Source organism: Vibrio proteolyticus NBRC 13287 (genome assembly GCF_000467125.1).
In the GTDB taxonomy this organism is placed as follows: domain Bacteria; phylum Pseudomonadota; class Gammaproteobacteria; order Enterobacterales; family Vibrionaceae; genus Vibrio; species Vibrio proteolyticus.
In genome coordinates, this window is the sequence record NZ_BATJ01000001.1 from 249,191 (window position 1) to 263,715 (window position 14,525).

Genomic DNA, 14,525 nt, shown 5'->3' on the forward strand with positions numbered 1-14,525 from the left:
ACACTCATGCTCGCCAACCGCGGACATGAGTGTTCAAACGTTATCGACCCTGGTTGCGCTTACTGCTCTAATCCTGCCTGCAGAATATGGAATGCCGCTTTCACTCGTTCCTGATTTGGGTAGTTTTTATTGGCAAGAATCACGATACCCGCTTCTTTGCTTGGAATGTAGACCACGTAGGCACCAAATCCGCCGGTCGAGCCTGTTTTGTTGACCCATACCTCGTTCGTCGGTGGTGTCGGCGGCATGTTGATCTGAATTGGTTGAGGCTTAATGACCACATCCGTCGAATTTCCTTCCAAAAGGGCATTGAGTATGCTGGGATACGGGTACATCTCCCATGCTAAACCTTGCGTAAAAGTACGGGACTGATAGAAGCCGGTTCGGTTATTGACCAGTGCCTGCTGCATATCAGGTGCGACCACGGCCAACCCCAGATTGGCTTTGATGTACTGTACCATGTCCGAACTGCTGGACTTGACCCCATACGCCTCTGCATCCAGTACACCCGGATTCACTCTCACGGCTTCGCCGTTCGCGTTATAACCAAATGCATACTCTTTCATTTTATTATCCGGCACATTGATGTAGGTATTGGACATACTCAGTGCTGGAAACACATTTTTTTCCATAACGGACGCGTAGTCCTCTTTCAGGCTTAACGCGGCGATATAGCCAAACAGACCGATACTGGGGTTCGAATAGAGCCTTTTAGTGTTTCTTGGGTACACTTCGCCCCAATTCCGATAGTACTGAACCATATCCTGATTGTTTTTCACCGCATCTGGAAACTGCAACGGTAACCCGCCTGCGAGGTACGTTCCTAACTCTTGCAAGGTTCGCGCACCGATGGTGCTGCCTTTCAGTTCTGGCATGTGTTGCTCCGCCGTATCCGTTAACGACAGTTGCCCCTTCACCTGCGCGTAGCTCGCCAGCGTGGCTGCGAATGTTTTGCTGACCGAACCCAACTCAAAAATCGTCGCTTCAGACACAGGCTGGTTTTGCGCTTTGTCAGCCACACCGTAATTGTAAAAATACGCCTTCCCCTCAATGACAACACCAAACGCCATACCCGGAATATGATAGTTCTGCATCAATGCTTGAGCCTGTTTGTCGACCTCGTTTTTTAGTTTTTCTCCCACGCCAGCCGCGTTAACGACAGGCGCAAACAACATAGCCAGAGCTATTGCATTGATGGTTAGTTTTCTCACACACATTGAAGTGAACCTCTCCAATTATAACTGTTACTTATTGATTTTTAATATATATCACTCTAGAAACACACCAATCGTAAGGATAGACGTATCAGAGAACAATATGTTAAAACTAAACTCAGCCATAAGTTAAACTAAGATCTAATCATGAACATCACACATCTACCGTTGAATGCCCTGAGGGCATTTCTTATCTCTGCTAAGCATTTGAACTTCACCAAAGCCGCTATCGAGCTCTGTGTCACGCAGGCGGCGATCAGTCAGCAGGTTAAGATGTTGGAACAGCAACTGGGGGGAGCGCTGTTTTATCGTCTTCCGCGGGGATTAGCGCTGACCGATGAAGGAATGATGTTATTGCCGGTGGTTAAAAATGCGTTTGACAGTATGACCGATACGCTAGAAATGCTTGAACAAGGAATTCACCGAGAAGTGGTCAGTGTTGGTGCGGTGGGCACCTTCGCTCTGAACTGGTTGCTCCCAAGAATCAAAGACTTCAATGAACGTTTTCCCTATATCGATGTCAGAATCTCGACCAACAACAACGTGGCGGATCCCGTGTCCGAAGGGCTGGACTTCTTTATTCGTTATGGCAAAGGCAGATGGCATGCGACCGAAGCAGAGCATTTGTTTCCTGCCCCTTTAACCGTGCTTTGCAACAAAACGATCGGCCATCACTTAGAGAAACCGCAGGACATTCTGGGCTACACCTTGCTGCGTTCATACAATCCTGAGGAGTGGGCGTTGTGGTTTCAACAAGCCCATATACCGCTACCTAAGTCCAGACTCAACAGCATCACCTTTGATTCATCCGTTTCGATGATTGAAGCCGCAGTTCAGGGATTCGGAATTGCATTAGCGCCTCCCGTTATGTTTGAAAAAACACTCATGGAAGAGAAGCTCATCCAACCCTTCGATATCTTTCTCGACAACGGCTCCTACTGGCTAACAAAACTCCAAAGTCAAACTGAGACCAAAGCGCAAACCCTATTCAAGCAGTGGCTCCTGGAGTATCGCGGATAGTGAACGGGTATTAATCCTGAAACGTCCAGCTGTCAGCGCCATCAAAATAGCGGACATCGATGTTCGCCACCTCTCCGGGGTCAAACATCCGATAGTTCACCGCCAGACGATCACTATCCCACGCTTCCGTTGCGGTGTAGTGCGTCACACAACCGCACTGATTACAATGTTTAAAGCTAATGCATTTGTCGCCATGTTCGTAACTGCCCAGACCAAACTGCCCGATATCCACCTGGACCTCATTGCAAGTCAGGTACCCCCACAATGCGCCATAGCGGTGGCAGATCGAGCAGTTGCAACTGGTTGTGGTCTCGGTTAAACGTGGAATGGTCAACGTGACGTTGCCGCAATGGCATTTCCCTGTATACATAGTCATCCTGGTTATTGGTTATTGGTTATTGGTTATTGGTTTAGAATACTGTCGCAGCCCCCTCTTGTGGAACAGAAATAAGGGAGCACTGAGTTAATGATCAGCCAACTCTTGTGGCGTCATATTCGCGGTTGATAATGGCAATAACGCACATCGCAAACGCCAGACCATGCTGGCCAACATTCGATATTCCGAGCTGTGATGTGTGACCAGCCCGTCTGTCATTGCCTTTAATCGTGCCACCAGCTCGTCGATTTGTTTGCGATCATAAGCGTCGCGAATAATCACCTTACTCACCTCCGCCATGACCTGGCGTTTGGCTTCCTGAAGTACAGGATCGCGAGAATGCCAACGCCGTAAACACCACAAAACATGATCAACATTGATCATCACAACGCCCCAGCGTAAAACCCACTTCCTGACGGTCATGTCCTTACGTTGCAACGCGAGGTTGACGTGCTGGTAAATAAACGCCGCAAAATGCTCTTCATTCATTCGTGGTCTTGCCCTCAACTGACCACTAAACTGACGACGAATAATATCAATGATAGAAGCTCCCCACTCTTTGTCTTTGTGAGGCTGGACGAGCGCAAATGACAGCAGCGCCAGACACGGACCAAGAGACATCGCCAATACCGAATTCAGGTACGACTGGACATCGTAGACTGGCGGATCGGTAATCATCAGCAATGAACCTAACATCACGATAAGAAACAGCATAAAAGCCTTGTTCTTTGGCTCGGCCAACCCTTCGAGCAGCTTCATCGTCACCAGTAAAGGAAACAGCAGCATTAGAAACACACTCAAGTCATAGACGTGCACTAATACGAGAAACTTGAAGAAAAAGCAGAACACCGCCAGCACCAGAATGGCCTTAATCGCTGGCGCAATCACCAAATGTGGGTACGGGCGGGTACAGAACATAATGCACATCATGGCTGCCAGCGACATGAATGAGCTGCCTTTGTCCCATTGTGTGCCGATAACAAACGCGCAAGATACGACAATCACAGCAAACGTGCGCAGCGCGTTATAACCCGCCTGTTTGTGCTCAATAATGTCTTCAACTCGGGTGCCTTTGGGAGGCTCAGCGCGAAGCTTTGAGGCTTGCGGTGCATTAAGGTGCTTTAGCCAACGCAGATAACTGAACTGCAATTGCTGAAAATGTTGCAAGCGTTCCCAGATCGTATAGTAACGATGATCGTTGCGTGCGTCGGGATACATTTTCGCCAATACGCGCGCCACCTGGTAACGACACGGTTCAGGCTGTTTGAGTAAATCCAGATACTCCCGGACATGGCTTCTGAGGCTCTCTGGTTTCTCTTCCCAATCAATAAAAAAGCGCCGCATTGCCGTCAACTGCGAGTGCATCCGAAACAATAAATGCATCAGATAATTCAGTACTGCTTTATTACGCCGGGACTCCAGATTTCCCCACAGCGCCTGAACCCGAAGCAGATTGACCGACATGATTCTGCCGACAAACCCCAACAGGACGGAGACCGCTTTGTCGCTTTCCTTTTCACGCCACATCTCGATGGCGTGATCCAGCAGTTGCGAACGCATTGCACTTAAAGCCTGGTGCAATTTGAGTTTGTCGTTCGATGAATCTGGCATAATCGCCAGCATCAACGCAGAGCAGACAATGCCTACGATCACTTCGCTGATCCGCCAATTGGTGGTGTAATACAAAGATTCCAGCCCGACACTGTTGATCGAGCTGAACAGCACTAACGAGCTGGTGTACCCCATGATAGCGATGCCGTAGGCGTTGTCCCGAACCTGAATCGAAGACACGTAAGACACCAGCGCCAGCCAGGACGCAGCGCAGAATACCAAAAGCCAGGGTTCATTCATGGTCCAGCCCGCGATGATCATCGCCATCACTCCACCAACGACCGTAGCGACGATCCGCGCGAGTGAACGCGTCAATAAGCTGCCTGTTGTGGACTGACGCAGCACCGCCACCGTGGCCATCGACCAGTAAGGCTGTTGCAACTGAAAGTAAAATGCGACCGCCAATGCCAGACACATTCCGATTGCAATCCTCAGACTACTGCGCCACAAATCCGGACTGGCAGCCCCCCAAGGCGTATTTCGCCAGGGCAGCTTTTGAAACACGGTAGCTAACGCCTTATTCATTGAGGAGTGACAACCACAGTGCAACTGGTGCCGACAACCAACAGGGCGTGTGCAGGTAACGTATTCAGTTTAATGCGAACCGGCACGCGCTGCGCCAGCCGAATCCAGGGAACATTGGTCTTAACGGACGGAATGAGTGAACTGGCGCTGTCGACACTCTGGTCAGCAATCGCCCGGCCGATACTTTCCACCACACCAGTCAGGGTTTCATCGTTGCTGTATAACGTAATTTTGGCTCTATCGTTTACCTGAATGTGGCTAAGCTTGGTCTCTTCAAAATAACCGGTGACATAAAATGATTCGCTATCGACCAGCGCCACCAGTGACTCTCCCACTTGGGTGTAGTGGCCCTGACGCACTTTAAGGTTGGTCACGTAGCCATCGGTTGGAGCCACAACCTGACTTCTTTCCAGTGACCAAGTGGCATGGTCTACTGCACTTTGCGCCTCTGCAACAGCGGCTTTTGCCGCCAGCGCGTCATTGATCGCATCATCAATACTCTCAGCCGGTATGGTGCCCGATGGCATGTTTCTGCGCCGCTTGGCAATGTGTTCCGCTTTGATTTGTTCCGCTGTCGCACGTTGCAACGAGGCTTTCGCCTGTTCCAGAGCAATCTGATAAGGCTGGGGATCGATAACAAACAAGATATCTCCCCGCTTTACCAGTTGATTATCTTTTACCCGGACTTCCGTAACTTTACCGGCGATGTCAGAAGAGATACTGACGATGTCGGCATTGATCTTCCCATCCCTCGTCCAAGGCGCCGCCATGTAGTAATGCCAAATCCACTGTGCCATGAAAATCGCGATGAGCGTTAAAACTATGGTTAAGCCGTAACGTTTAATGAATTGCAATTGGATTCCCTCACAACATCAAAATTTTCAGACTCGCAGCCAGGCTGATGATAAAAAGTGACAAGTCAGCCAGTGACGGATGCCAGATATGGCCAGAGTGCAGAACAGGTCGGAGTATTTGATGTAACACGGCCCAAATCAACAGGCCAAGCAACACAACTCTCAGGAAAGGTGGAAGGTAAATAGAATCGGCTAAAATGACTTCGTTAAACCCCATCCATACCTCCTTAAAAGAATTATCATACGCCAAAGTTTGCAAGCTGCACTCAATATTTTGTCTTTAATTACTATAGCTTACTGAGCATGATAAGAGACGATGCACCACATTCATCGCCCAAATAACAACAAAGCCCTCAATTGAGGGCTTTGTATGATAATGCTGCATCCACCTGACCAGCAAACATCGATTAAGCGGGTGATCAACGCATCCGGACGACGTTCGTCTGTTGCTTACGTTTCATTTCAGCAAAACTGATCACAAAGGGCTGAGACTGCTTCACTTTGCCCGGTAGCGATGAAAGCGCGTTGTATGCCTCTTGCTTGGTTGCGAAATCGCCTACCGTAACGGTATACCAGCGTGTACCCCGGCTCGCTTTCCAGTTTACCCATACCGGATGTTTTGGGTCGATATAGCGGATGTAATCTTTTACATCCTTTTCTTGTCTCAGCGCCAGGACCTGCATGGTGTAATGGTTGGGATTAAGGTAGCCATACGCATCTTCAGACGACATCACACCGACACACTCCCGGTTGTCCGCCACTGAATGAGGACTGACACACCCTGCCAGCATGAACGCTGCCGCTAAAGCTAAGATCTTACGCACTGTATACTCCTGTGTTATTGCATCTCTAGGAGTACACAGGCGACCAGTGGTCGGAGTTCAATAAATCTCTCAGGCGAGGTTGATGAAATCTTACCCGTTCAGCCAGCAGAATAACCAACACCCGCCGATGGATAACTGTCAGAAAGTCAAAAGCCGCCTAGACAGGCGGCCAATGAGAGATACTACCCTGCGTCACTATTTGCCGTTGACCAGATGACGATGAAGCGTATCTTTTAACTCTGCGCGCTCCATTTTAAGCTGGTTCATGGCCCTGTCGTCGATAGGAGCCCCTCTTAGTTCAAGAACCCGTATCTCTTTATCCAGAGCATCATAGTGTTTGGCATTTTGAGCAAAGCTTTCGTCAAGTTTACAAAGCTCAGTGATGGTATCCAGATGTTCTGGAAATTCGTGAGTCAGTGAGTGATTTTCGCCTAACATATCTACCTCTTTTAACCGTTCAGATAAATGGAAGGGATGGTTATCTCATCAATCAATGTAGCACTTGATCACGGAATATGATGCCAACTCAGGCATGAAAGCAGGACAAAAAATCGTCAATTTTAGACATTGAGACGTCAGCGTCAGGTTAAACGAAATGAGACTGATAGTATTTCGGTGTGACCGCCACTTTACGTTTAAACTGGCGTTGAAAGTGCGCTTGATCAGAGAACCCCAGAGACAGCGCCACGCCCGCGATGTCTTGACCTCGTTTCAGTAACACCTTAGAGCGTTTGATTTTCTCATCCATCAGATAGGCATGCGGTGACAAACCAAAATGGTGTTGAAACGCCCTCAACAGTTGGTAACGGCTCATGTTGGCCTCCTCAGCGAGTTCACTAAGTTGATGCGCAGAATCGAGTTCATCCAGCAATTTATCACGCACTCTTTGTATGCCCGGTACATCTAACGGAACCTGTGTCCGAGATACATCTTTGAGCTGGAAGCTGCGCGCAATAAACCGGAACAACTGGCTCTCTGCGGTCAACCGATCACTCTCTGAATGTAAGGCTGAAAACAAGTTGAGAAAGTCTTGTTTGAGGTACGGATTACGCTCCAGATCGTAGCGAAATGGCTGGTAGTCAAATGATACATCATCCAACACCTCCTGTTGGCACTCTCCCATTTTGCGAGTATCGACAAACAACATCCGGTAAGACCAAAGCCCTTGATGCGGATTGCACGCATGTACATCCGCAGGGTTAATCGTGACAATGTCACCTTTTCCGATGGTATGCCGCCTGCCGCGATTGAGATACAGGGCCTCGCCCTGATCGATGATTCCGAAAGAAAACTCATCGTGTGAATGAGCCTCGTAACACGCCGAACTGTTGTCAGCGACCCGCAACTCAACCCAAGGCAACTGCGTACTTAGCTTGAAATGGGCACTCCGGTCCTTTTTCATGAATCATCCTTGTGTTTACAGCCAAATCAGACCAATTGAACAGCCGAGCAATACAGCCATTCCTCTGTTAAAAGTACGTTGTTGAAACGGATTTTCAAGATATCCGGACAACATTCTTCCAATTACGGCCCAAATACCGACGCCGAACAGACACACCACTAACGACACTAATGTGAAATGGATGAGCCACACATCCTGCTGCGTCTGCCCAAGCACATACAAACTCACACCCGAGGCAGCGTACAACCAGGCTTTGGGATTAAGAAATTGAGTCATAGACCCTGTCCAGAAGCCGGAGACAGCGGCGCCCGCTTCGCCAACCGCTGTCACTGGCGCAGTATAAATTTTGTATGCCAGATAGAGTAAAAAGACACTACCGACACACTGCAACCCAAACTCCAGGCTCGGTAGGCTGCTCAATACGCTTTGCAGCACACTGCCTGAACAATACACCACCAGGGCGTAAGCGATGGAGGCGCCCGCTACGTGCATTAACGCCGCTGATAGCCCGCGGCTGACTGCCGTGCTGGTTGCCAAGAGATTGACCGGCCCCGGCGTCACCGCCCCTACGAATGCAAACACCACCATTGCAATCCAAACATTGTCCATGATTACGCTCCTCACTTTTTGACAAGCGTAATCCTCCCTGCCCAATGGGTATTGAACGATATTGCAGGCGGCGATCAGAAAAAGCTGATTGGCAAGTAAAAATCGAGTTCGAACTGCTCGTTGTCGTTCAGGAAGTGATTCTGATGATAGTGGACATACGCAGGCGTCGCACCGAGCTTGAACCCAGAGCCAGGTAACCAGGTTTCCAGCACCATGCTGATTTGTGGCAGCAACTCCCCATAAACGCCACGCAAGCGGAACACGGCATGCAAACCGCCCGGAATGGTCATCTGATTGACGATTCCACGAAGTTTGATGGGTTTATCAATCTCAATACACGCGACATAACGGCATTGGTTTAGTTCTATCCAAGCGGGATTGGAATGGTGCAAACCAAACTGCGTTGCGAAATCTCGCTGCTCGGCGTTAGCCCAGGCTTTTAAAATCAGCCAGCTGTTCCTAATAGACCTATTGTAACCCTGATGGCGAACATACGCCGTCATGCGCTCAGGTGTTTCAATGATTTTCGGCGATGGTAAGGGTTTTCCGTACACACGATGATAGCCAGCAGCCACTTCAGGATCTTTCAGATACGGTTTGTCCGACACCTGAAGATCATGCTGGCGCCATTGGCCAGGCGCCATCTCAAAAGTGGCCTTGAAGGCCCTGCTGAACGAAGACAAAGAGTTAAAACCGCACTTGTTGGCGATCTCTAATACCGACGACCGCGGATCAAACATCAGTTGATTCGCGGCATATTCCATGCGCGTTCTTCGCACATACTGATGAATCGATTCACCAACCACTTGTTTAAAAATACGGTGAAAGTGCTGTTCAGAATACGCCGCGACATCGGCCAGTTCTTTTGCAGAGAGCGCACCACTGATGTCGCGGTGAATGTGGTAAAGCACGTCATTGATTCGGGATATGTGTTGCTGACTCATCGACTAAATAGCATAAATAGACATGTTGAAGAGCATAAATGGACAAACAAACCAACGCAACGACTTGTACTATCGAACTATCATAAAATTCGAATAAATACAGGAACACAACATGGAAATTGCTCACTCTCTGCAACAGATTCAATCGTCGTACATCAGAGAAATTCTGGCCGCAGCCAGTGATAAGAACGTTATTTCTCTGGCCGGCGGCTTGCCAGATGAGAAGACATTTCCTATCGAGTTAATGAAGCCGACGCTTGAAAACATGGCCAATATGGCGCACGTTTTCCAATATGGCGCGACCGCAGGTTATGGGCCGCTACTCGAGCACCTAAAAGTACGTTTTGCACTGCCGGAAAGCCACGATGTCATGGCATGTACCGGCTCTCAACAAGGGCTGGATCTGATTGCACGTGCTTACATCAACCCCGGTGATGTGGTTGTCATGGAAGCACCGAGCTACCTTGGTGCGATGCAGGTTTTTGGTCTGGTTCAGGCTGATATTGCTACCGTATCTCAAACGGCATTCGGCCCAGATGTAACGCAATTAGAGGAAGTGTTTAAGACCCGTCAGCCTAAAATGTTTTACGCTGTACCGGACTTTCACAACCCGACCGGTGTTTGCTGGGCGCTGGACACACGCCAACAAGTCGCCGATTTGTGTGAGCGCTATAACGTCGCCTTTATCGAAGATGCCCCTTATCGTGAACTCCGTTTCCGGGGTGACGCGTTACCTCTGGTCTCGGATTTCTGCCCTCAGCACTCTATCGTATTGCGCTCTTTTTCTAAAATAGCCTCGCCGGGGCTACGCATCGGTGCGGTTTCCGGTAAAAAAGAGTACCTGGCGCCACTGATTAAAGTAAAACAAGGCGCGGATCTGCACTCTAGCGTTCCAATGCAGGCATTGCTGCTCGGCTTGCTGGAGCATGACAACTTCGAACTGCACATGAAAAACATTCGTCAGTTGTACAAGTCACGCTACGAGGTTCTGCATGAAACCCTAAGTGCTCTGTTGCCTGATACCTGTGAACTCAAATCTATCGACGGTGGCATGTTTGTCTGGCTGTCTATTCCCCAATGTGACACTTTTGCACTTGCCAAAACGTTGCTTTCCAACGGTGTCGCGGTGGTACCAAGCCCTGTTTTCTACCCTCAACCAGAAGGTACACCGGCCGCATTGCGTTTGAACTTCACCAACGCCGAACCCAAAGAGCTGACCGAGGCTGTTCGTCGTCTGGCGGACGTGCTCAACGCTCTGTAAGCAAAGGACAGAGAAACAAAAACACCGGGATATTCCCGGTGCTTTTTCAGGTATCAGTAGTGCTGAGAAGAATCGTTTCGCGTTGACGCGAATTACCGCCTGCGGTGAGGTTTCTTCAACTCTGGATGAAAGCGCCCTTTCGCGCCAAGATCGGCAATCGTGTATTCATCCGTTCCCGGAGTGTTGACATCGCGCGACTGCGATAACTGTAACGCGTCCATCATCATGGCCTCCAACCCGAGGTTATATTGCTGAAACTCCTCTTCAGTCAGCCTGAGTTTAGAGGTAATAAAATAGGCTGATTTGTTGTCCTGCTTAATACATTGCACGCGCTCTTTCAGCCCTTCCAGCACCTGATTCTTAAAATAACTCGGAAAACGATGCGACTCTGAAAATGCAATGTGCCTCGGCACAGCCACACGAAATCGTAGCCCACTGATGAGGTTAATCAATCCCAGCTTTTCAAGGTCGCGCAGATACAAATACATCGACGCTTCATCCAAATCGTACTTTTTCATCAACCAATCGGCATCGGCTCGGTCTGAAATCATATGATCCAATAAGGTATACAGCTCCTGATGCTCATAGAGTGCAGCGTCCTGCTCATCGCTAAAAACCGGCACCGCGGACACCGCCTCTTCCGCTCTGGCCATGATCTGCGATACCGATACCCCAACTAAATCAGCAATATCACACACTCTGGAAATGGACAGCGGCTGCTGTTGATTGAGCAGCCGCTTCACACTGACTTCAGACACACCAAGATGCTCACTGAGCGCTTTATACGAGACGCCTGCGCGTTTCAATTCCAGCTTAAGCTGGCGACAAATCTCACTGTGTAACGGCTCCACCTTGCCCTCTTGTATCTTCAAACTGACCATAAGGAATCATATATAGATACCTTTTGGTTTTCAATTGCACAAAAAAGGTCATTTAAGGATTCTTAGCTCAACGCAATCATTGAATCACGCATACACGAGGTCACTATGTATCACTTAGACCGCTCCTCAGATTACATACCAGAGCTGCATAAAAAAACATTCCAGGAAGATCCCCAACCAGTACCGGTAAAATCGGTCAGTCAACGCTCTCCGGGGCGTCTGCCGTTATTTGTCATGTGTCTTGTCGCGCTGGTGTTGGGCTGGCTGATACTCTAGACCAACCCCGCGTAACTTGTGCGTATCAGCGGCATCGTCGTGTCATGGCGAATCAGTGACTCACTTCGGGCAGTTGCTTCGCCATGACCACACCGAGCAGAGTGACGACTGAAAATACCAGCACGAGCGATGACAAGCTGATCACATGCGACAGCGCACCAATCGAACTCATCAACAGTAGCATCAAACCAATCACCGTATTGCTGACTGCGACATAGCTGGTACGTCGGTCGCCTTCAGCAATATCAACCAGATACGTTTTGCGCCCGACACGCACACCGTCGTGCGCAATGCAGACACAAAAATACAATACTGGCAGCAAGTAAACCGGGGCAGACGAGCCATTCAGCCATTGCTCACACACAAACAGCACAACACCGATCAATGCGCTCATGGTCGCGCCAATGATCATCACACTTCGGCTGGAACGATCGGACAGGCGTCCCCAAAACGGTCCGGACACAAAAGAGGCCAATCCACTGGCAAACATAAACAGCGCCAATACCCACAGTTGATTGCCAAATGATTGTTGTGCCAGCACCACATAGTATGGGGCACTGAGCGCCGAGCACAGGAACAGCGTACGCGTAATGACAAAACGACGGAAAGTTGGATCGGTTTTCAGCAACGCCAGTTGTTTAAACGCTTCGAGCATACCGCTTTTTCCACCGTCAATTTCACCGGCATATTCATTAATCCTTGCATACACCAACGCGGCCAGTAGCCAAACGCCTCCAGCCGCAGCGAGACTAACCCCATAAAAGCGTTCGCTTGGTTCCACTTGCCACCACCAGGACAGCCCGAGCAAGCTGGCCAATATCAGGGTCACCAAACCGGATGAACTGGATGAGCAGCCGTTCACCTGACCGCGTTGGGATTTGGGAATGGTTTTACCGAGAATGTCTTTGGAGGCCACCGAGTTAAGACCACGTGACAGGCTAAATACGACCAATGCGGCGATCACAGCGTAACCAGCGGCCACGCCCGTCATGGTCAGAGCAATAAATCCAATCGCAAAAATGGAGAGCGCCTGTAAGATGCTGCCTGCCACCCACACCCATTTGCGCACTGGTATACGGCGAATATAGTGAGCGATACTCAGTTGCGGGATCAGCGATCCCGATTCACGAATCGGCACCAGCCAACCGATCAGATACACAGGCGCCCCGATGCTTTGCAGAATCCAGGGTAAGGTAACTTTCGGATTGATCAACGCATCACCCACTTTGGTCAGAAACTGGGCCACAATCATCTTAATAAAGTTGCCCGGCACTTCACGACACGCTGAATCTGGAATGGCTTTACAAGCTCGGGCATCCTCATCGTTAATGATTTTTTCGTAGATACTGTCCAGTGTTTGTTGATTCATGATCTTCTCCGGCAAATCGAATCTGGCCTTGTGGTGACGTCATTAAGTTAACAGCTTGTGTATAGAGATCAAATGGTTGCGAATCTCTGGCTTTCAGGTCAACATGGCGTTGTCTCTCCCCGCTTTAGGAGCTTGATTTGGCCACTCAGAACAAACTCATACGTTATCTCAGCATTGAAGCTGAAGACGCATTTCGCAAAGAAAGTGAACTGCTCAGCCAGGTACAATCCGGCGCGCTTTCTCAGGTTCTACTGCTTTGGCAAGCCAAAAGCCCAACGGTGGTGCTTCCCGCCGGAACAAAATGGCCGAGAACCGCAGAATTAGACAGCGCAATCGCCAGCCTTGGCTGGAAGTTGGTCGAACGAAAAACCGGAGGGGCGCCGGTGCCACAGCTTCCGGGCATTATTAATCTATCCCACATTTACCACTGGCCGGACAATCAGCCTTATGACATAAAAGCCGCGTATCTCCATTTGTGTGACGTTCTGAAGCGATTTTTTACTCAATTCGGAGTGAGTACCGACATTCATGCCACTCCGGGATCCTACTGCGACGGTGACTACAACCTGAATATCGCCGGACAAAAAGTGGTCGGCACGGCACAGCGGGTGCTGCTAAAGAAAGGCGGAGGACAAGTGGTCTTGGCGCAGGCCTGTATTCTGTTGCAGGCAAACCTGCCGCAAATCGTTGAGCCGATACGGGTATGCAATCGACTCAGTGGCCAAACCGCTGACATTCTTGCGGATGTCCACACGCCGCTGTTCGACCACCTCTCAGACCATCCGAGTGTGGACAGCCTTTATCAAGGCATCACTGATGCCTTTCTCAGCCAGCGTTAGATGACCTCACCGAGCAGATTCCTGATGGAGTAGCGCTTCGATCTCCGCTCTCAGCGCATCAATTTGTTCAACGACGCTCGGACGACCCTGATGAAAATCGACGGGCGAGCGGTTAAGTGCACACACGGTACCAACCGCTTGACCCTGACAATGGATCGGCACACCGTAATAAGTACCTAAATCGAATTTCACCAGATCTTCATTACCCTGCCACTCAGCGTCGGTTCGGGCATCTCCAACCAATAACGGCTGATTCGTATCGATGACACGTTCACAATACAGCTCATGGCAACCGGCTTGATTGCTTTTCGGGCCCGCATCTCCCGGGCTGTAGATCTCTTGAGTATTGGCGGCAAATACCACCATTTCATTGGGCATCGACTGCATCACCAACAGCGAGTGAAGCCCAGAGTCGGTGGCGATTTGATTCAGTTTTTGAGTGATAGCGGCGTGATGAGCAGCAATTGCATTCAGTTCCATTGAGGTCTCCTGGTTGTCAAAATCAAGCACTAAGGTGTGA

The 14,525-nt window shown here is 49.6% G+C and carries 17 protein-coding genes; 4 read left to right on the forward strand and 13 right to left on the reverse strand.

Annotated features, from left to right (window positions below):
• Window positions 1-59: 59 nt before the first annotated feature.
• Complete coding sequence (gene ampC, locus VPR01S_RS01085; RefSeq protein WP_021703435.1) at window positions 60-1,217, reverse strand: class C beta-lactamase; 1,158 nt, start codon at window positions 1,215-1,217, stop codon at window positions 60-62.
• 144 nt (window positions 1,218-1,361) lie between these two features.
• On the opposite strand from ampC, the gene VPR01S_RS01090 reads away from it, so the two are divergent.
• Window positions 1,362-2,234 carry a LysR family transcriptional regulator gene (locus VPR01S_RS01090; protein ID WP_021703436.1) on the forward strand — a complete coding sequence of 291 codons (873 nt, stop codon included), beginning with the start codon at window positions 1,362-1,364 and terminating at the stop codon, window positions 2,232-2,234.
• Window positions 2,235-2,244: 10 nt separating this feature from the next.
• Here the strand turns inward: VPR01S_RS01090 and VPR01S_RS01095 are convergent, their stop codons facing one another.
• The 9 genes from VPR01S_RS01095 to VPR01S_RS01135 all read right to left on the reverse strand — a co-directional run bounded on the left by VPR01S_RS01095 (window position 2,245) and on the right by VPR01S_RS01135 (window position 9,379).
• Window positions 2,245-2,604 (reverse strand): GFA family protein, encoded by a 360-nt coding sequence (locus VPR01S_RS01095; protein WP_040902102.1) that lies wholly within the window; start codon window positions 2,602-2,604, stop codon window positions 2,245-2,247.
• A gap of 93 nt (window positions 2,605-2,697) precedes the next feature.
• Window positions 2,698-4,725, reverse strand: coding sequence for an FUSC family protein (locus VPR01S_RS01100; RefSeq protein WP_162147555.1), 2,028 nt, complete (start codon window positions 4,723-4,725; stop codon window positions 2,698-2,700).
• 17 nt (window positions 4,726-4,742) lie between these two features.
• Window positions 4,743-5,600: an efflux RND transporter periplasmic adaptor subunit gene (locus VPR01S_RS01105; RefSeq protein ID WP_021703439.1), complete on the reverse strand. Its 858-nt coding sequence runs from the start codon at window positions 5,598-5,600 to the stop codon at window positions 4,743-4,745.
• Window positions 5,601-5,610: 10 nt separating this feature from the next.
• Window positions 5,611-5,817: a DUF1656 domain-containing protein gene (locus VPR01S_RS23180; protein ID WP_021703440.1), complete on the reverse strand. Its 207-nt coding sequence runs from the start codon at window positions 5,815-5,817 to the stop codon at window positions 5,611-5,613.
• Window positions 5,818-6,019: 202 nt separating this feature from the next.
• On the reverse strand, window positions 6,020-6,424 hold the full coding sequence (locus VPR01S_RS01115) for an SPOR domain-containing protein (RefSeq protein WP_021703441.1): 405 nt from the start codon (window positions 6,422-6,424) through the stop codon (window positions 6,020-6,022).
• 195 nt (window positions 6,425-6,619) lie between these two features.
• Window positions 6,620-6,862 (reverse strand): HP1242/YdcH family protein, encoded by a 243-nt coding sequence (locus VPR01S_RS01120; RefSeq protein WP_021703442.1) that lies wholly within the window; start codon window positions 6,860-6,862, stop codon window positions 6,620-6,622.
• Between the two features lie 148 nt (window positions 6,863-7,010).
• The gene (locus VPR01S_RS01125) at window positions 7,011-7,826 is read right to left on the reverse strand and encodes a helix-turn-helix transcriptional regulator (RefSeq protein WP_021703443.1); all 816 of its coding nucleotides are present in this window, start codon (window positions 7,824-7,826) and stop codon (window positions 7,011-7,013) included.
• A 15-nt stretch (window positions 7,827-7,841) separates the two neighbouring features.
• A complete protein-coding gene (locus VPR01S_RS01130; RefSeq protein ID WP_021703444.1) occupies window positions 7,842-8,435 on the reverse strand; it encodes a LysE family translocator in 594 nt (197 codons plus the stop codon).
• Between the two features lie 74 nt (window positions 8,436-8,509).
• The gene (locus VPR01S_RS01135; protein WP_021703445.1) at window positions 8,510-9,379 is read right to left on the reverse strand and encodes an AraC family transcriptional regulator; all 870 of its coding nucleotides are present in this window, start codon (window positions 9,377-9,379) and stop codon (window positions 8,510-8,512) included.
• 112 nt (window positions 9,380-9,491) lie between these two features.
• Here VPR01S_RS01135 and VPR01S_RS01140 point away from each other — a divergent pair, with 112 nt between their 5' ends.
• A complete protein-coding gene (locus VPR01S_RS01140) occupies window positions 9,492-10,640 on the forward strand; it encodes an aminotransferase-like domain-containing protein (RefSeq protein ID WP_021703446.1) in 1,149 nt (382 codons plus the stop codon).
• Window positions 10,641-10,732: 92 nt separating this feature from the next.
• Here VPR01S_RS01140 and VPR01S_RS01145 read toward each other — a convergent pair whose 3' ends face one another.
• On the reverse strand, window positions 10,733-11,491 hold the full coding sequence (locus VPR01S_RS01145) for a helix-turn-helix domain-containing protein (RefSeq protein WP_040902181.1): 759 nt from the start codon (window positions 11,489-11,491) through the stop codon (window positions 10,733-10,735).
• A 135-nt stretch (window positions 11,492-11,626) separates the two neighbouring features.
• On the opposite strand from VPR01S_RS01145, the gene VPR01S_RS22580 reads away from it, so the two are divergent.
• On the forward strand, window positions 11,627-11,797 hold the full coding sequence (locus tag VPR01S_RS22580; RefSeq protein WP_021703448.1) for a hypothetical protein: 171 nt from the start codon (window positions 11,627-11,629) through the stop codon (window positions 11,795-11,797).
• A gap of 52 nt (window positions 11,798-11,849) precedes the next feature.
• Here the strand turns inward: VPR01S_RS22580 and VPR01S_RS01150 are convergent, their stop codons facing one another.
• Window positions 11,850-13,166 carry an MFS transporter gene (locus VPR01S_RS01150; protein ID WP_021703449.1) on the reverse strand — a complete coding sequence of 439 codons (1,317 nt, stop codon included), beginning with the start codon at window positions 13,164-13,166 and terminating at the stop codon, window positions 11,850-11,852.
• A gap of 137 nt (window positions 13,167-13,303) precedes the next feature.
• Between VPR01S_RS01150 and VPR01S_RS01155 the strand changes: the two genes are divergently transcribed.
• Window positions 13,304-14,005 (forward strand): lipoate--protein ligase family protein, encoded by a 702-nt coding sequence (locus VPR01S_RS01155; protein WP_021703450.1) that lies wholly within the window; start codon window positions 13,304-13,306, stop codon window positions 14,003-14,005.
• Between the two features lie 6 nt (window positions 14,006-14,011).
• On the opposite strand, the gene VPR01S_RS01160 is transcribed toward VPR01S_RS01155, so the two are convergent.
• Window positions 14,012-14,485: a GAF domain-containing protein gene (locus tag VPR01S_RS01160; RefSeq protein WP_021703451.1), complete on the reverse strand. Its 474-nt coding sequence runs from the start codon at window positions 14,483-14,485 to the stop codon at window positions 14,012-14,014.
• Window positions 14,486-14,525: the final 40 nt, after the last annotated feature.